The 15,771-nt window shown below is 62.3% G+C and carries 19 protein-coding genes; 5 read left to right on the top strand and 14 right to left on the bottom strand.

Annotated features, from left to right (window positions below; translation table 11 throughout):
- Positions 1-11: 11 nt before the first annotated feature.
- Positions 12-836, bottom strand: a complete 825-nt coding sequence (locus C7I56_RS01750) for a ferritin-like domain-containing protein (RefSeq protein WP_245409554.1) — start codon at positions 834-836, stop codon at positions 12-14.
- Positions 837-994: 158 nt separating this feature from the next.
- Here C7I56_RS01750 and C7I56_RS01745 point away from each other — a divergent pair, with 158 nt between their 5' ends.
- Positions 995-1,747: an enoyl-CoA hydratase-related protein gene (locus C7I56_RS01745; RefSeq protein ID WP_106638821.1), complete on the top strand. Its 753-nt coding sequence runs from the start codon at positions 995-997 to the stop codon at positions 1,745-1,747.
- Positions 1,748-1,856: 109 nt separating this feature from the next.
- Here the strand turns inward: C7I56_RS01745 and bcp are convergent, their stop codons facing one another.
- Entirely contained in the window at positions 1,857-2,321 is a 465-nt protein-coding gene (gene bcp, locus C7I56_RS01740) for a thioredoxin-dependent thiol peroxidase (protein WP_106639581.1), read from the bottom strand.
- Positions 2,311-5,013: a bifunctional [glutamate--ammonia ligase]-adenylyl-L-tyrosine phosphorylase/[glutamate--ammonia-ligase] adenylyltransferase gene (gene glnE / locus C7I56_RS01735; RefSeq protein WP_425352358.1), complete on the bottom strand. Its 2,703-nt coding sequence runs from the start codon at positions 5,011-5,013 to the stop codon at positions 2,311-2,313. The genes bcp and glnE overlap by 11 nt, the downstream gene beginning before the upstream one ends.
- Here glnE and C7I56_RS12220 point away from each other — a divergent pair.
- Positions 4,988-5,269, top strand: a complete 282-nt coding sequence (locus C7I56_RS12220) for a hypothetical protein (RefSeq protein WP_158702955.1) — start codon at positions 4,988-4,990, stop codon at positions 5,267-5,269. The genes glnE and C7I56_RS12220 overlap by 26 nt on opposite strands.
- 161 nt (positions 5,270-5,430) lie before the next feature.
- On the opposite strand, the gene C7I56_RS01730 is transcribed toward C7I56_RS12220, so the two are convergent.
- The 3 genes from C7I56_RS01730 to C7I56_RS01725 all read right to left on the bottom strand — a co-directional run bounded on the left by C7I56_RS01730 (position 5,431) and on the right by C7I56_RS01725 (position 7,163).
- On the bottom strand, positions 5,431-6,075 hold the full coding sequence (locus C7I56_RS01730; protein ID WP_106638820.1) for a sigma-70 family RNA polymerase sigma factor: 645 nt from the start codon (positions 6,073-6,075) through the stop codon (positions 5,431-5,433).
- Positions 6,076-6,161: 86 nt separating this feature from the next.
- Positions 6,162-6,296, bottom strand: a complete 135-nt coding sequence (locus C7I56_RS12695; protein WP_280951939.1) for a hypothetical protein — start codon at positions 6,294-6,296, stop codon at positions 6,162-6,164.
- A gap of 69 nt (positions 6,297-6,365) precedes the next feature.
- Positions 6,366-7,163, bottom strand: coding sequence for a response regulator (locus C7I56_RS01725; RefSeq protein WP_106638819.1), 798 nt, complete (start codon positions 7,161-7,163; stop codon positions 6,366-6,368).
- Between the two features lie 289 nt (positions 7,164-7,452).
- On the opposite strand from C7I56_RS01725, the gene C7I56_RS01720 reads away from it, so the two are divergent.
- Positions 7,453-7,656 carry a NepR family anti-sigma factor gene (locus C7I56_RS01720; protein WP_106638818.1) on the top strand — a complete coding sequence of 68 codons (204 nt, stop codon included), beginning with the start codon at positions 7,453-7,455 and terminating at the stop codon, positions 7,654-7,656.
- Positions 7,657-7,695: 39 nt separating this feature from the next.
- On the top strand, positions 7,696-9,255 hold the full coding sequence (locus C7I56_RS01715; RefSeq protein WP_245409594.1) for a sensor histidine kinase: 1,560 nt from the start codon (positions 7,696-7,698) through the stop codon (positions 9,253-9,255).
- Here C7I56_RS01715 and C7I56_RS12215 read toward each other — a convergent pair.
- Positions 9,252-9,422 carry a hypothetical protein gene (locus tag C7I56_RS12215; protein WP_158702953.1) on the bottom strand — a complete coding sequence of 57 codons (171 nt, stop codon included), beginning with the start codon at positions 9,420-9,422 and terminating at the stop codon, positions 9,252-9,254. The two genes, C7I56_RS01715 and C7I56_RS12215, sit on opposite strands and share 4 nt — an antisense overlap.
- Positions 9,423-9,835: 413 nt before the next feature.
- Here C7I56_RS12215 and C7I56_RS01710 point away from each other — a divergent pair, with 413 nt between their 5' ends.
- Positions 9,836-9,964: an entericidin A/B family lipoprotein gene (locus C7I56_RS01710; protein WP_106639579.1), complete on the top strand. Its 129-nt coding sequence runs from the start codon at positions 9,836-9,838 to the stop codon at positions 9,962-9,964.
- Between the two features lie 95 nt (positions 9,965-10,059).
- On the opposite strand, the gene C7I56_RS12690 is transcribed toward C7I56_RS01710, so the two are convergent.
- The 7 genes from C7I56_RS12690 to nagZ form a co-directional block, all read right to left on the bottom strand.
- A complete protein-coding gene (locus C7I56_RS12690; RefSeq protein WP_106638816.1) occupies positions 10,060-11,775 on the bottom strand; it encodes a phospholipase D family protein in 1,716 nt (571 codons plus the stop codon).
- A complete protein-coding gene (gene tatC, locus C7I56_RS01700) occupies positions 11,775-12,545 on the bottom strand; it encodes a twin-arginine translocase subunit TatC (protein ID WP_106638815.1) in 771 nt (256 codons plus the stop codon). Before tatC ends, C7I56_RS12690 begins: the two co-directional genes overlap by 1 nt.
- Positions 12,542-12,847 (bottom strand): Sec-independent protein translocase protein TatB, encoded by a 306-nt coding sequence (tatB, locus tag C7I56_RS01695; RefSeq protein ID WP_106638814.1) that lies wholly within the window; start codon positions 12,845-12,847, stop codon positions 12,542-12,544. Before tatB ends, tatC begins: the two co-directional genes overlap by 4 nt.
- A 23-nt stretch (positions 12,848-12,870) precedes the next feature.
- A complete protein-coding gene (locus C7I56_RS01690; protein ID WP_106638813.1) occupies positions 12,871-13,113 on the bottom strand; it encodes a twin-arginine translocase TatA/TatE family subunit in 243 nt (80 codons plus the stop codon).
- 189 nt (positions 13,114-13,302) lie between these two features.
- On the bottom strand, positions 13,303-13,878 hold the full coding sequence (scpB, locus tag C7I56_RS01685) for an SMC-Scp complex subunit ScpB (protein ID WP_245409553.1): 576 nt from the start codon (positions 13,876-13,878) through the stop codon (positions 13,303-13,305).
- Positions 13,875-14,627 (bottom strand): segregation and condensation protein A, encoded by a 753-nt coding sequence (locus C7I56_RS12530; protein WP_158702952.1) that lies wholly within the window; start codon positions 14,625-14,627, stop codon positions 13,875-13,877. The genes scpB and C7I56_RS12530 overlap by 4 nt, the downstream gene beginning before the upstream one ends.
- Before the next feature lie 135 nt (positions 14,628-14,762).
- Positions 14,763-15,770 carry a beta-N-acetylhexosaminidase gene (gene nagZ, locus C7I56_RS01675; RefSeq protein ID WP_106638810.1) on the bottom strand — a complete coding sequence of 336 codons (1,008 nt, stop codon included), beginning with the start codon at positions 15,768-15,770 and terminating at the stop codon, positions 14,763-14,765.
- Position 15,771 lies beyond the last annotated feature (1 nt).

The raw sequence follows: 15,771 nt of genomic DNA, 5'->3' as shown, positions 1-15,771 counted from the left end.
GCTGCAAAGTGTTAGACTTGTTCCCTCGCGGCAACCCCTTCGTAAAAATCCCGGGACAAACCGGCTTGGTCACGCGCTGAGTCGTTGAATGGTGGCTTAATCATCCCCCGGAAGTAGGTTTCTATTAACCATTTCCAGCGGCTTTTTGGCTCGAATCCGGCAGAATCGCAGGCATATTTGAACCATCGCGTGCCAGCCGCGACATGGCGGATTTCGTCGCAATAAATGCGGTGGATGATGGTCGCGGATCGCTTGTCGCCAGCCGATCGAAAGCGATCGATCGTCGCTGGGGTGACGTCGAGACCGCGCGCTTCCAACGCCATGGGAACGACGGCCAGCCGCGCGAGAACATCATGGGCGGTCTTTTCCGCCGATTCCCAAAGGCCGTCGTGAGCGGGGAGTGCGCCGTAAGAGGAGCCAAGCGCCCTGAGGCGACGATCGAGCAGGGCGAAATGCATCGCCTCGTCCGCGCCGACGCCGAACCAGTCGTCGACGAATGCGCGCGGAAACTGCTCGCCAAATCGTCCCGCCAGGTCAAACGCAAGGTCGATGGCACCGAATTCGATATGGGCGAGCGCATGGAGCATCGCGATCCGGCCCCGTTCCGATCCGCCCTTCCCTCTTTTCGGCATCCTTGCGGGCGGCAGCAGATCGGGCTTTGCCGGACGTCCGGGCCGCGCGGGCATCGCCACGTCGAACCGGTGGAGCAGTCTTCCCTGTCGCCAGGCCCGTGCCACAGCCCGCGCCGCCTTCACCTTTTCGCGCGGCTCCGTTGTCTCCAGCACAAGCCGCGCCGCCGCCGCGACCGTCATTTCACCCGTCATGAGCGATCCCATAAACGCTGACCCTCGTCATTGCGAGCAAAGCGAAGCAATCCAGCGGCTCCGAACCTGGCCGCTTCGTCTCTCCGCTCCTCGTAATGACGAGAAATCTGCCCGCTTGTGGGGATCCCGGCGCCGCGCCAATATGGCCTTGCAACAACCGGGAAAGCGCCATGTCCGAACATATCCTGTCCTCTCTCGACAATGGCGTTTTGACGTTACGGCTGAGCCGCCCGGACAAGAAGAATGCGATAACGATCGCCATGTATGCAGCGCTCGCCGATGCGCTCACACAGGCCGCGGAGGACGATGCGATTCGTGCCGTGGCGCTGCTCGGCGACGGCGATATCTTCACCGCCGGTAACGATCTTGCCGACTTCATGGCCGCGCCGCCCGTGGGCGCCGATCAGCCCGTCTACCACTTCCTGACCGCGCTCAACGCCTTCCCCAAGTTCATCGTCGCGGGCGTTCATGGCCGCGCGGTCGGCATCGGCACGACGATGCTTCTCCATTGCGACATGGTCGTCGCAGCGGAAGGCACCGTCTTTTCCATGCCGTTCATCGACCTTGGCCTGGTCCCGGAAGCGGCGAGCTCCCTCCTCTTCCCCCGCCTCGCCGGGCCGCAGCGGGCCGCCAAACATCTCATTCTTGGCGAACCCTTCTCTGCGGACGAAGCGCTCGGTTTCGGCCTCGTCAGCGAAATCGTCCCGGTTTCCGCCGTCGCGGAGCGAACCGCCGCCATTGCCGCCTGCGCCGCCGCCAAGCCGCAAGAGGCGGTGCGCATCGCCAAGGCGTTCATCCGCGACACGGGCGGCAGCGTTCAGGATCGGATCGAAGCGGAAGGACTGGCCTTCGCCCAACGCCTGCGCTCACCCGAAGCGATGCAGGCCTTCCAGGCGTTCTTCAACAAGAAGACAGCGGCCTAAACCCACATCCCGCCCTCACGTCATCCCGGCAAAAGCCGGGATCTCAGGACGGAAAAACACCCTATCCGGCACCAGATTCCGGCTTTCGCCGGAATGACGAGAGTGAACCTCAGGTCAGTTCCCGGGCGGCGGCCAGCACCTGCTCGGCATGGCCCCCAACCTTCACCTTGCGCCAGATGCGCTTCACCACGCCGTCTCGGTCGATGAGGAAGGTCGCGCGGTCGATGCCCATATATTGGCGGCCATACATGTTCTTTTCGACCCACGTTCCAAAAGCCGCGCAAACCTGACCGTCCGTATCACTGGCGAGGGCAACACGAAGGCTGTGTTTATCGATGAAGTTCCTGTGCTTTTTCGCGTCGTCCTTCGACACGCCGATCACCCAGGTGCCTGCCTGTTCGAACGCTTCGGCAAGCGCGGAAAAATCCTTGGCTTCCGTCGTGCAGCCGGGTGTGTCGTCCTTCGGGTAGAAATAGATAACCAGCTTCTGGCCGCGAAAGTCGGCCGGGCTGATCGTCTGCCCATCCATGCCTTCCAGCACCACATCCGGCACCAGATCGCCCTCATTCACCATTGTCTTCTCCGCGCGACACCTGCCGCCATAAGTCCGAAACGCTCCGCCGGGCCCGATCGTAGGCGGCAAGGAGCGCGTTCCAATCGTCCATGCCACAGGCCCGGGCTACCAGAAAGCGGGAGGCTCCGGGCGGTTCCGCCGAGCTTGGCGAAACCAGGCGGAACATCACGAGCATCGCGGTCAACAGCCGGTGCGCATCGGCGATTTCCGGCGGCACCAGCCCTGCCGCGGTCAGCGCCTCGATTGCGCGGGGCAATCGCGGGTCGAGACCAATCTGGTGGGTGAGCGCCAGCACCTGAACGGCAAATTCCAGATCGACAAGACCACCTGGCTCAAGCTTGATATCGAAATATCCAGCGGGCGGCTTGTGACGCGCCATTTCGGCTCGCATCCGCGCGGCATCGGCCCGGAGCTTCGTTTCATCGCGGGGTGCGCGCAGCACCGTATCGACCGCCGCCGCGAGATGGTCCCGTCCCATTTGCGATCCATAAACCGGCCGCGCCCGGGTGAGCGCCATATGCTCCCACGTCCAGGCGTGGTTAGCCTGATAATCCTCGAAACTCGCGAGCGACACGGCGAGCAGCCCGTCCGCGCCGGACGGCCGGAGCCGGGTATCGACCTCGTAAAGCGGCCCGGCCGCCGTCGGCACGCTCAGCGCCGCGGAAACGCGCGGGGCGAGGCGGTTGTAATATTCAGTCGCGCCCAGGGGCCGTCCACCGTCGGACGTCGCCCCATAATCGCCCGTGAATATATAGATGAGGTCAAGGTCCGACGCGTAGGTCAACGCCTCGCCGCCAAGCCGGCCCAAGCCTAGGACGAGAAGCTCGGATCCCGGCACTTTGCCATGAACCGCTTCAAACGCCGAAATAGCGGCATCAGCAAGCACGCGGATCGCGGCTTCGGCAACGCGGGCATATCCCGCTGCCACTTCCAGTGGATCGCTGCGTGCAAGGATCAGCTGCACGCCGAGCGCAAAGCGCCGCTCATTGACGCTCCGCCGCACACGGTCGAGCAGCATCTGATAATCCTCGCCCCGCTCCCCTTGCGAGAAGGAGGCAGCAAGGTCTTCGACGGAGGGTGCGGGGAGGAAGGCGGTTTCGTCGATCAGCCCATCGAGCAGTTCAGGCCGTCGTCCAAGCTGCTCGGCAAGGGTGGGCGCGTGACTCAGCACCGTCGCAACAATTTCGGTCAGCGCGGGCCGTGCCTCGATCAGCCGGTAGAAATTGACGCCGGTGGGAAGACGCTCGACCATATCATCAAAGCGGTTCATCGCCGCCATCGGGTCGGGGGCGGCACCAAAGGCCGGAACGAGCTTTGGCAGCATTGCCTCAAACGCTTCCATCGCCGCATTGGTGCGGAGCGAACGCGCCTTGCCGGCGCGCCACCCCTCGATCCGCTGCCGCGCCGCGCCCGGATCGGCGAAGCCGAATGCAGACAGCTGAGCCTCCAGTACATCGGGCCCGCGCGGTAGCCGATCCTCTTCCTGTCCACTCAACCGCCCATAAATCGCCGACACGCGGGCAACGTGCGGTTCCAATATGCCGACAAGCTCGGCCCCTGCGCTCAATCCATGCAGCTGGGCGACATTGTCGAGGCTTGGTGCATCATTCGGCAAAGCGTGGGTTTGGCGATCATCCACCATCTGCAGCCTGTGCTCGATCGTGCGGAACAGTCGATAACCTTCGCAAAGAGCATCGGCATCGTCCCGCCCGATCCGCCCCGCGTCCGCCAGAGCCGCGAGAGCGTGGAGCGTGGAGGGCGCGCGCAGCCCCGGCTCGCGCCCGCCATGGATGAGCTGATGGATCTGGGCGAAGAATTCGATCTCCCGTATCCCCCCGCGTCCCCGCTTCAAATCGAAGCCCGGCCCAAGCTTCTGACCTTCGGCATAATGGTCGCGGATGCGGCGGCTGATCGTCTGGATCTCGCCCAGCGCTCCATAGTCGAGCGAGCGGCGCCAAACGAACGGATGGATCGCCTCCATGAAATAACGGCCAAGCGCCTGATCGCCAGCGACGATCCTGGCCCGAATGAACGCCGCCCTTTCCCAGGGCAAAGCAGTTGATTCATAATAAGAAATGGCGGCGTTTACCGGCAAGGCGATCGGCGTCACCTCCGGCGAGGGCCGCAACCGGAGATCGACACGAAACGCATAACCATGCCCATCGCGTTTCTGGAGCAGCTCGATCACCTTTTGCCCGATCCGAACCGCCGCCTGCGCGGGCTCCTCCCGAGGTCGACAGGGAAGACGCTCCGGATCGAAGAGGAAGAGAAGATCGACGTCCGACGAATAGTTAAGCTCGCGACTGCCATGTTTGCCGAGCGCCAGGATCGCAAATCCCTCCGGCTCGGCATCCGGCGTTCGCTCCTGGAATGTTTCAGAAAGCGCACGCTCAATCAGGCGATCGGCGAGGTCAGAGAGGGTTTCGACGACAAATACCAGATCGAAAGCGCCCGCCAAATCGCCGATGCCCAGAGTGAGCGCAAAGGCATTCCGCTCCAGGCGGATCGCTGCGGCCGGTGCCTGATCCTTGCCGATCTCACCGGACAGGATCAGCGCTTCATCCAACCGCCCTTCTTCGAGCGCCGCAGTAATCGCCGGGAATGCGCCAAGCTGCATCCGCAAGTAAGGCGAATGGTCTTGGGCCCTATCCAGACCGTTGCGAATCATGGATTTGTCGACTGTCGCAGTCATGTCACAAGCCGGACCTGTTCCGTTCCCTTCCCGCAATAGTTGCAACTTCGGCGCGGAACATACGTTCTACCGCCCAATGGATAGAATTAACCCGAGAAATGAAGCCATGGTCAATGCTTCCTCACGGCGCTTTGTGAAAGTAGCGCCGCCGACAGTTCATGCCGGGATCGGAAATGCGTTGCGGGAAGCGTTCGCGATGGACGGCGAATTGCGCTCGCTCCAGGGTTTCCAGGATTTATTGGCAAAGCTGGATTGAGGGCTGAGAACAGAGCAAACCTGATACCCACCCCGCTAGGGCTGAGCCTGTCGAAGCCCGGAACAAACTGGAACCGTCGAACAAACTGGAACCGTCCTTCGACAGGCTCAGGGCTAGCGGCGTTGGATGGCAGGGGTGTGGAGCGCGGAAACGCAAGCCGATCAAATCTCTCGATCGCGGCTCAGCTCGTCGACCTCGCTCATGATGCTCTGTAGCGCGGTCTTGTCGGCGTCCGTTTCATGTTCGCGACGCGACGGCAACTTACCCTCGCTCAGGATTTGCTCGAGCGCGACACGGCCACGCGCGACGCGACTCTTGATCGTGCCCACCGCGCAGCCGCAGATTTCGGCCGCTTCCTCATAGGCAAAGCCTCCCGCGCCGACGAGGATCAGTGCCTCGCGTTGCGGTTGCGGCAAATGCATCAATGCGCGCTGCATGTCGCCCAACTCCACATGCCGATCCTGGCTGGCGGGCGCGGCGAGCAGCTTTGACGCTGTAATCTCGTCCCATTCGCCTTTGAAGCGGGCTCGGCGCATTTGCGAGAGGAACAGGTTGCGCAAAATGATGAAGGTCCAGGCCCGCATATTCGTGCCAGCCTGGAAACGCTTGCGGGCGGCCCATGCCTTGAGCAAGGTTTCCTGGACAAGATCGTCGGCCATGTCGCGGCTGCCCGACAGAGAGCGGCCGAATGCGCGCAAATGGGGAATGACCTGCGCCAGCTGATCCTTGAATTCATCGTCGGGCAGCGGGACGAGAACGTCCGGCGCAGTATTTTCGCTCGTAGCGGCTGGCGTATCGCCGACCATCGTGGATCCCCCGTGTGAGGCGGTAAGCATATGCCATTCTTCGCTTATTTTAAGTGGAGTGGCAGTACGGAAATTGACGTAAGTATTTAACGCCAGACGAAAAGGATGAGTGCGAACAGCAGAACGACAAGCATGAGCGAGACCGAAAGGATGACCCGCGTCATGCGTGGCGTCGCGCCAGCGCGCGCTTCCGTCGTACCGATATGCTGGCGATCATCCATTCTTGCCGCTCCCCATAAGTAAGTTCGAAACCTGCCAACGCCAGATGCGTCGGCAGGTTCCAATCGTTATCAGGCCGGAACGGTTGCCGTGTCGAAGAACAAGGCCTGCGCGATGGCGGCCTTCACCGTTGAACGCTGGAACGGCTTGGTGATAAGGAAGGTCGGCTCCGGACGTTCGCCCGTCAGCAGACGCTCGGGGAAAGCCGTGATGAAGATAACCGGAACCGAAAATTCGGCGAGAATGTCCTTAACAGCGTCGATGCCGGAGCTGTCGTCGGCGAGCTGAATATCGGCAAGGACGAGCCCTGGCCGGTGCGCGCGGGCCTGCGCCACCGCCTCATCGCGCGTGACGGCGACGCCGGTGACCGTGTGGCCGAGATCGCGAACAATCGTCTCGATATCCATTGCGATGATCGGCTCGTCCTCGATGATGAGAACTTCGGCACGGGTCTGACGCTCGATTTCCTGAAGCGCCTCGGCAACCAAGCGTTCGACATCCTCATCGTCCGACCCGATGAGATAGGCCGCATCCTCGGTCGTGAAGCCCTCCATCGCGGTCAACAGCAATGCCTGACGCGACAAGGGGGTGATGCGGGCGAGACGCGCGCGGGCGACATCTTCCGGATCCTCGATCCCCGAACCCGCGCCCGGATCTTCCTCGATATTCGCGGAAGACCAGATGGCGTGGAAAGTCCGGTAGAGACCAAGGCGGGCGTCGACATCACGCGGAAAATCGTCCGGCGCCTGAACGATCGCCTCCAGCGTTGCGCGCACGAAAGCGTCGCCATGCTGCTGCGATCCGGTGAGCGCGCGGGCATAGCGGCGCAAGAAAGGAAGATGAGGCGCGAGTTCCTGGCCAAGCGACATTTTCGTTACGACTCCTTCATGAACAGGACGATACTTGAGAGCCCGCCCCCTGCTTTGCAAGCCCGACCGCGAGCATGCAATTGAACCAATTCTGCACGAAGAAACCGGTCTTGCCCGCCCTTCACACCCTGTATGGAACCAACGGCTGAGTTTTTTGTTTCCATGCCACTGCAGGGTATTTATCTCGCCCCTGTGAAATCATCGTCCGCTTGGGGCCGATCGGATCAAACCGGCCGGGCCCGGGCCGTTATCAATAGCGGGCGCGGTCCGGCCGCGAGGGGTAAAGGTTTTGAGCTTTCATTACGACAAAGACGGCGAAGGCCGGCGCAAGGAAGAAAGGCTGGCCGATAAAAATGCCGCGCCCAACGCAAATCCTGCGGAAAAGAAGCCGTCCTCTCCGGAGCTCGGCAACGCCCTTCGCTCTGTCTATCAGCAGACGGTGAATGAGGATATCCCGCCTGAAATGCTGGATCTGCTCGGCAAGCTGGGCTGACGTTGCCGCCCTAGGGGGGCGTGGAATGGGCGATTGAGCGTGATTCGCTTCAACCATCATCGATTGTTCGCATTTTTTTCCCGGCTTCCAACCGGGCCGAAGATGCTCGTCATCATGGCGGGCTTCTTACTGCCACTGCTGGTCATCGCGATCTTCGCCTCGGTCGAAAGCGCCGACCAGAACCGGATGCGGCGGGAAGCGGAGGCGCAGGGCCGGCTTGAATTGTCCGCGCAGCGCATCGACTTCGCCTTGTCCCGCATCGCGATCACCATTCGTGCCGCCAATGCCGCGATCGAGTTTGCACCGGAAGGGTCCGGGGTTTGCGAAGCGACGCTGCGCCGCCTCAGCAGCGCGGGCACCAGCGGCCGTTATGCGCTTTATGGTCCAGACGGCCGTCCCCGCTGCGCTACCCCGGATTTCGTAGCGCCCGCCATCCCCGCCAGCCTAGACCGCACCGGCGCCGTCATCGAGATTCTGCCCGAGGGCGAAGCCCTTCGTTTCACCCTGTTCAGCGGTGGTGGCCGGGTCGAGGGCATGGGGGAATTACCAGTCGACCTGGTTCGCCGCTTAGCGGTCCCGCCGGGGGTCGATGCCGATTACAGCTTGGACCTGACACAGGGCGGACGGTCGATGGGTTTGGTCAGCGGGTTCCGGCCCGGCCCGCTCGTCGAAACGATCGCGCTTTCAAAGCCACTCGCCAATGACGGCCTTGTTCTCCGCGTGGTTGCGGGTGCCGTCCCCGTTACGGCAACCGAATTCATGATGGTCGTACTGCCGGTTTTGATGTGGATCGGCGCCGCGATCATCGGCTGGGCGGTGGTCAGCCGGTTGCTCCTCCGTCCGCTCGTCCGGATGCAAAAGGTGGTGTCCGCCTATCAGCCAGGCGACCGCGAATTCTATCTTCCCCTCGTCCGCACCCCCGCGCGCGAGATTCAGGAATTGGGTGACGCCTTTGAAGGCCTCACCCGTACCGTCGCCCGTCACGAGGCCGATCTTGAAGATGCAGTAGAGCGGCAGAAGAAGCTGGTGCGCGAAGTCCATCACCGGGTGAAGAACAACCTGCAGGTCGTAGCATCCCTGCTCAATATCCATTCGCGCGGGTCGGCGGATGAAGCGGTGGCGGCCGCTTACGCCTCGATCCAGCGCCGCGTGGACGCCCTCGCGGTCGTTCACCGCAACCATTATGCGGAGCTTGAGCAAAATCGCGGCGTCGCGCTGAAATCGCTCATCTCCGAATTGAGTTCCAACCTTCGCGGAACGGCGCCGCCCACGGCCGCCAATATGACGATCGCGCTCAACGTCGCGCCGGTCCACGTCACGCAGGATGTCGCGGTCTCCGTGGCCTTCCTGATCACCGAGATCGTCGAATATGCGATGTTCTGCGGGGCCCGCGCCGTGATGATCGCGCTCGCCGACAATGGCGACGGCACCGCGGCGCTATCGGTCATGTCGGAAAGCCTGAAAGATGACGCCGCCTGCGGCGAAACGCTGACCGAGCGGTTCGAACGCATTGTCACAGGCCTGTCCCGCCAGCTTCGTACCGCCATGAACAAGGATGGCGATAAAGGCGTCTATTCGCTCAATATCGCGATTCTCTAACCGTCCCGTTCATTGCTGGGCACAGGGCGGGCCACGCTCTCCTTACGGGCACGGGCAAGGTCGTCCGATCCCTGCCCCGCCTCGTTCGCAGCATCGATATTCCGCCGTTCATCCTCATGGATGCCATCGAGATCGGAATGGGGCGTGGATTTTGGCGGCTTGGTCACGAAATATCTCCTTCAGGCCGGTGAACGGACCCGGCCGCATCAGAGTTTCCCTGCAATAAGGGTCATTTAGGATTTTTTTAGCTTTGCGGAATTTTTTTCATTTTTGTATGGAACAACCCGCTGCCAACATTGTTGTGCAGTTTGGATAGTGACCTTTTGCCCCCCCGCTCTCGCTATCCAAGACATGAGCCCGGACGCGCTAACCTCCCCCCCCCCCCCGGTAGCGCCTCCGGGCTCAAAACTTTCTAAACTCCGATTTTTCCTCTCTCCGCGCTGACGATCATGTCGCGTCGGTAGGGTGTTCCACCGGATATCATGACGTCCGTGGAACCATGGGAACGCGCGAACATTGGTGCGATGCACGCACGCCGAAAACGATCGGGCGCGCGCGAGTTGTTCAGGAGAATGATCCCATGATTCGGAAGTTCATCGCCCTTTTTGCCCTCACCACCAGCTTCGCGCTCGCGGCCTGCAACACGGTCGAAGGTGTTGGCCAGGATGTCCAGTCCGCCGGTGAAGCGGTTGAAGACGCCGCCGATTAAGCTGAAGGGCTTTTGCAATAAGAAAGGGCGCCCCGTTTGGGCGCCCTTTTCGTTGGAGACTCCTCAGGACTAACGATAGTTTAAATAGAGATCACTCACACCAAATCGTCAGGCACGAACAAATACGGGCGCGCGAACTTTTTGGCGCGGTTGAGCTGATAGGGAACGACGAACCCCCGCCGATCCTCCGGCTTCGCACTGCGATTGGCCTCCGCCATCTTTCGCCATCCGGCAAGCTCATCGGGCAACGTTCCGCCCCATAATTGCCGCCACAGGCCATTGCGGAAGCGGGAAATGGCTCCGCCCTCCTCCCGCCAGATAAAGCCAAGCTCGGTGTCCCAATCGAAGCTTCGGCCATTGATATTGGCGGATGAGAGCAGGCAAATATCGTCGTCCGCGATCAGCAGCTTCGAATGAATATGGATGACGCCCGATCCATAAGCGGAGCCGCGCGTCGCCTCGAACTCCTTCTCCCCGGGCTTTACCTTTTCCTGCTTGGCGAGCGTGAAGAGGCCCACCCGGTCCGCGCCGCCCTTTTCGATCAAGCGGCCAAGCGCCCGCGCCTGGAGATATTCGCCATGCCGATGGGCAAGATTGTCCGTTTGCTTCTCGAACGCCACTTCTTCGGGCACATTGGCGATCAGAACGATAACCTGAAGGTCGGGCGACGCCTCAAGGGCCTGTTCGACCCAATTGGCGGCATCGTCCGACCGGAAGAATTGCGCCTCGATATAAAGTGTGCGGCGTGCGGCGCGAATGACGTTGCGGTGGGCGGCCTTCAGTTCGCGAACCCGTTGGCGAGGCCCAATCGCGAAGGGTAAGGGGGAGCGGACGGACAGCGTGCGGACGATCTGAACCTCCGCATTCCCCTTCACAGCCTCGGGCTTTGGAAGCGCACCGACCGGTGTAAGCGGATCGAGCATCAATTCGCGCCCGCATCCATCGGTCCATCCGGCGACGATCTCACGATAGCGGGGCAGCTCGCGATTCCACAGAAATTTGAAATGCCGGGCGACGTCAGCCGCCGCCGCGCCTTCAACCCGGGCCGAAATGTCGTGCCAGGTCTGGTCCGTGCGCTGCCGGTGCCGCCGGTCGTCCCAGCGCCGCTCGTCGAGGTCGATGCCGCCGACAATGGCAACGCCGCCGTCCACGACCACCGCTTTCTGGTGATAGGTCGCAGGCCACAAACGTGGCGGCGGGCCAGCCTTCCACGCTTTGGGCTTGTTTTTCTCCCAGCTCAGGTAACGCCACAAACCAGGACGCGTATCGAACCCGCCATCGTCCCTCTTCTTCGCCGCGATCAGGCCCTCGACCACATTGCGTATGCGGGATCGCAAAGCGAAGCGAAGCGCCTGACGTATTCCCCAACCCATCTCCCCTTCATGCTGCACGACCATAAGCTGGAGGCGCGGACGCTCCTCCTCATCCAATTCGTCGATGATGGCGCGGATGCGGCGATAGGTCGACCAGGATCCGGCATGGAGATAATCGGCTAGCACCGGCTCGAAATCGGCCAGCAGGATGCGCACTTCCACACCGCGTTTCACCGCGTCATGCAGCAGCGCCGACCAATCCTCCAGCCCCTTCGCTTTCGCACGATCGGAACGGAGCTTGGTGTCGGGATCGAAGACGCGAAAGGACATCCAGACCGAAATCTTGGCATCCAGCACAAGGTTTTCGAGCGCCGGAAACATGTCCGCAGCCTCGATCAACGGCGTGACCTTGCCGTCGTGGCGGACAGGAAAGGGACGCGTCCAATCCGGGCCACCCTTTTCCTCTGCGCGGACGAAGGGCAGGCCCCGCGCGGCCATCAGGCTTCGCTCTCTTGCGCGGCCCGCTCTCGGCGCTTTTCGGTGAACCAGATCGCCATTAGCGCAAGTTCGTAAAGCAGGATGAGCGGGATCGCGAGCATGAACTGGGACAGGATATCGGGCGGCGTCGCGACCGCTGCAACCACGAATGCAATCAGGATCGCATAGCGGCGCCCGCCAGCGAGCTGCTGCCGCGTGACGATCCCTGCCCGCTCGAGCAACATCAGCAGCACCGGCAGCAAAAACGCGATGCCGAAGGCGAGGATGAAGTGCATGACGAGCGAGAGATAGTCGCCGATCGAGGGCAGCGCCTGCTGCTCGATCCCGCCGATATTGCCTTCATATTGCAGGAAGAATTTGAACGCGGTGGGCATGACCACATAATAAGCCAGCGCGCCGCCCATCACGAACAGGATCGGGGTGGCGATCAGGAAGGGCAGGAACGCCTTCTTCTCATTGGCATAGAGGCCCGGCGCCACGAACGCCCAGATCTGGTTGGCGATGACCGGGAATGCGAGGAAGAACGCGGCGAACAAAGCCACCCGCACCTCGACGAAAAACGCCTCATAGAGCTTGGTATAGACCAATGTCCCCTGCCCCGGCCCGAAGGCATGGACAAGTGGCTGGGCAAGAAACGCGAAAATATGGTCGGCGAAGTAAAAGCAGACGCCAAAGGCGGCGAACAAGGCCAAAAGGGACCAAACCAGGCGGCGGCGGAGCTCGATCAGATGCTCCATCAACGGCGCCTTGCTGTCGTCAATATCCTTCATGGCTGTTTCGGCTCGTCGGATGCGGCAGCAGGCGGCGGAAGCGCCTCGGTCTCGGCGGAAGGCAGCATCGGATGCTCGCGCATGATCCGCTCATTCTCCTCGCGCCACTTCTTCTCCATTTCCTCAAGCTCCGCTTCGCGCATCATCGTGTCGATGCCCGAGCGGAAATGCCGCGCCATGCCCCGCGCCCGCCCGACCCAATGGCCGACGGTTCGCATAACGCGCGGCAAATCCTTCGGCCCGATCACGACCAAAGCGACGATGGCGATGATGAGAAGCTCGGTTGGAGCGACGTCGAACATATCTGCCCGTCAGCCTGAGCGGATCAGGGCTCGCGCCGCTCCGGGTCGGCGGTCGAAGTCGGCGCGGGCTGCGCGTCGACAGCCCGCTCGTCCGCGATCCGGCGCGGCTGGGCGGGCGGCGGCGTATCGTCTTCGGCCATGCCCTTCTTGAAGCTTTTGATGCCTTTCGCGACATCGCCCATCATGTCGGAAAAACGGCCCTTGCCGAACAGCAGCAGCACGAGGATACCGACGATGAGCCAATGCCAGAGGCTGAAACCACCCATATGAGAATCTCCATCGCGCCTGAGGAAGCGCCGTGGTTCCCATCTAGTCCTTGTAGGCGCGGAGTTAAACCCGGTTATTAAGCCCCTCCCCCTTGATGGGGGAGGCTGGGTGGGGGTGATCTACGACGTAAAGCGCCGCCTTTTCCGGACGCATCACCCCCACCCAACCCTCCCCATTGAGAGGGAGGGCTATTCGTCCGCCGCCCCCAACTCAAGTTGCTGTTCGAAGGCGAAATCGACCGGATCGAGCAGCCCAGCCGCCTTCAAATCCTCAATCCCAGGCAGATCTCGCCGACTTCCCAACCCGAAATGGGTTAAGAAAGCTGCGGTCGTCGCATAGATAAGCGGCCGCCCCGGCACTTCACGCCGTCCGGCGGGCCGCACCCAGCCCGCCTCCATCAGAACGTCCAAAGTTCCCTTGGAGATCTGGACGCCGCGTATCGCCTCGACCTCGGCGCGGCTTACCGGCTCGTGATAGGCGATGATCGCCAGCGTCTCGACGGCGGCGCGGGAGAGCTTGCGCGCTTCCTCCCGCTCCTTACGGAGGAGATGGGCAAGGTCCGGCGCGGTCTGGAAATGCCAGCGCTTGCCGCGCTCCACCAATTCGATGCCGCGCCCGGCATAATGGTTCTGAAGCGCGGCCAGCGCCGCCTTCACGTCCAGACCTTCACCGACATAAGCCACGATCTCATCCACGCTCATCGGCGCTTCGGCAGCAAACAGGGTCGCCTCGACCGCGCGGAGGGCATCGTCCGGCGGGGTCACGCCGCCCTCACGAAAAGCGGCGCGAAGGGCGCCTTCTGGTCGAGCTCCAGCCGCCCTTGCTTGGCGAGTTCCAAAGCGGCGAGGAAACTCGATGCCAGTGCGGACTTTCGATATTCGCCATCCTGCGTCGCGGGCAGAAAGGCCTCGATCGCCGTCCATTCGATGGAGGCGCCAAGCAATTGCTCCACCCGATGCAACGCTTCATCCAGCGTCATCACCGGCCGCCGCGACACGACGTGGAAGGCAGGCTCGGCCCGCGCCCGCACCGCGCCATAAGCAGCGATCAGGTCGTAAAGCTCCGCCTGCCAGGCGGCTTTGCGCACCACCCGCAGCCCCTCCGGCGCGGCGCGTGCGAACACGTCGCGGCCAAGCCGGTCCCGCGCCATCAGCCGCGCGCCTGCTTCCCGCATTGCATCGAGCCGCTGAAGGCGAAGTTGCAGGCGCAGTGCCAACTCCTCCGGGCTCGGATCCTGCTGAGGATCCTTGGGCAAAAGCAGGCAGGATTTAAGGTAAGCAAGCCACGCCGCCATGACGAGATAATCGGCTGCAATCTCGAGCTTCAGTTCCTTCGCCTCGGCGATGAAGGTGAGATATTGTTCAACAAGGGCCAGGATCGAAATCCTGGCCAGATCGACCTTCTGGCTCCGCGCAAGATTAAGCAGCAGGTCGAGCGGCCCTTCCCACCCGTCGAGGTCCAGCGTCAACCGGCCCTCATTGCTCGCCGGGCTAAAGAGATCCCCCTCGTCCATCGGAGGAGTGTAGGCCGAACCCCGCGCGAAGGTGAAGCGGAATCCCACCTACTCGTCACCCCGGCGAAAGCCGGGGTCTCACGACGGAAAAGGAGCAGGCTGGTCTGGGGATACCGGCCTTCGCCGGTATGACGTTCAGGAGTAAGCTAAAAGCGCATCCCGCTTGGCGGCCAGTTCTTCGTAACTCACCACTGGAGACACATCGCGGATCGTCGCCATCGCCCGCTCCAACCGCGCGATGCTCTCCGGCGTCAACGCGCCGATAGTACCCGCAATCGCCTGCATCTCGGCCATGTCGCCCGAACAATGAAGCGCGACATCGCATCCCGCCGCCAGCACCTTCGCTGCCCGCTCCCCGAAGTCGCCCTGAAGCGCGTGCATGCCCAGATCGTCGGACATCAGCCAGCCTTCGAAGCCGATCCGTTTGCGGATGATCTCGCCGATCACATAAGGCGACTGGCTGCCACAATTGTCCTTGTCCCAAGCCGTGTAGACGACATGGGCGGTCATCCCCATCGGCGCCTCGCGAAGGCTGCGGAAAGGCCGGATATCGACTTCCAACTCCTCCTCGCTGGCGGCGACGACGGGGAGCTCGACATGGCTGTCGCTCATCGATCGGCCATGGCCCGGCATGTGTTTCACGACACCGACAACGCCGCCCTCGCGAAGCCCGTCCAGCGTCGCGCGGCCGAGTGAGGCAACTTGCATCGGCTCGGATCCAAGCGCCCGGTCCCCAATGATGTCATGCGCGCCCGGCTGACGAACATCGAGCAAGGGCAGGCAGTCGACATTGACGCCCACGTCGCGCAGGATCGCCGCAATCGCCGCCGTATTGGCCTTGAGCGCCTCGATCGCGCTGATCGGCGCAACCTGGTACAGCTTGGCGAACGCTTCGCCCGGCGGGAAGACCGGCCAGACGGGCGGCTTCATCCGCGCGACACGACCGCCTTCCTGATCGATCAGGATCGGCACATCGTCGCGCCCGTGGATGGCGCGGAGATCGTCGGTCAGCGCCCGCATCTGCTCGACGCTCGCGCAATTGCGCTGGAACAGGATATAGCCCGCCGGATCGGCGTCCTTGAAGAAGGCCCGCTCGTCAGCGGTCAGGCTTTCCCCCGTCATGCCGAAGATCGATGCCAGCATA

This window comes from Allosphingosinicella vermicomposti (assembly GCF_003012815.1).
Lineage (GTDB): Bacteria > Pseudomonadota > Alphaproteobacteria > Sphingomonadales > Sphingomonadaceae > Allosphingosinicella > Allosphingosinicella vermicomposti.
This window is presented reverse-complemented; position numbering and strand designations above follow the sequence as displayed.

What these genes read in the sequence shown, in the direction of transcription:
- C7I56_RS01750 (WP_245409554.1), bottom strand. Translation starts at nt 836, where the DNA reads ATGGGATCGCTCATGACGGGTGAAATGACGGTCGCGGCGGCGGCGCGG.
- C7I56_RS12220 (WP_158702955.1), top strand. Translation starts at nt 4,988, where the DNA reads ATGGATTTGTCGACTGTCGCAGTCATGTCACAAGCCGGACCTGTTCCG.
- tatB (WP_106638814.1), bottom strand. Translation starts at nt 12,847, where the DNA reads ATGTTCGACGTCGCTCCAACCGAGCTTCTCATCATCGCCATCGTCGCT.
- C7I56_RS01725 (WP_106638819.1), bottom strand. Translation starts at nt 7,163, where the DNA reads ATGTCGCTTGGCCAGGAACTCGCGCCTCATCTTCCTTTCTTGCGCCGC.
- glnE (WP_425352358.1), bottom strand. Translation starts at nt 5,013, where the DNA reads ATGACTGCGACAGTCGACAAATCCATGATTCGCAACGGTCTGGATAGG.
- C7I56_RS01745 (WP_106638821.1), top strand. Translation starts at nt 995, where the DNA reads ATGTCCGAACATATCCTGTCCTCTCTCGACAATGGCGTTTTGACGTTA.
- C7I56_RS01730 (WP_106638820.1), bottom strand. Translation starts at nt 6,075, where the DNA reads ATGGTCGGCGATACGCCAGCCGCTACGAGCGAAAATACTGCGCCGGAC.
- C7I56_RS01710 (WP_106639579.1), top strand. Translation starts at nt 9,836, where the DNA reads ATGATTCGGAAGTTCATCGCCCTTTTTGCCCTCACCACCAGCTTCGCG.
- bcp (WP_106639581.1), bottom strand. Translation starts at nt 2,321, where the DNA reads ATGGTGAATGAGGGCGATCTGGTGCCGGATGTGGTGCTGGAAGGCATG.
- C7I56_RS12695 (WP_280951939.1), bottom strand. Translation starts at nt 6,296, where the DNA reads ATGGATGATCGCCAGCATATCGGTACGACGGAAGCGCGCGCTGGCGCG.
- tatC (WP_106638815.1), bottom strand. Translation starts at nt 12,545, where the DNA reads ATGAAGGATATTGACGACAGCAAGGCGCCGTTGATGGAGCATCTGATC.
- C7I56_RS12530 (WP_158702952.1), bottom strand. Translation starts at nt 14,627, where the DNA reads ATGGACGAGGGGGATCTCTTTAGCCCGGCGAGCAATGAGGGCCGGTTG.
- C7I56_RS12690 (WP_106638816.1), bottom strand. Translation starts at nt 11,775, where the DNA reads ATGGCCGCGCGGGGCCTGCCCTTCGTCCGCGCAGAGGAAAAGGGTGGC.
- C7I56_RS01690 (WP_106638813.1), bottom strand. Translation starts at nt 13,113, where the DNA reads ATGGGTGGTTTCAGCCTCTGGCATTGGCTCATCGTCGGTATCCTCGTG.
- nagZ (WP_106638810.1), bottom strand. Translation starts at nt 15,770, where the DNA reads ATGCTGGCATCGATCTTCGGCATGACGGGGGAAAGCCTGACCGCTGAC.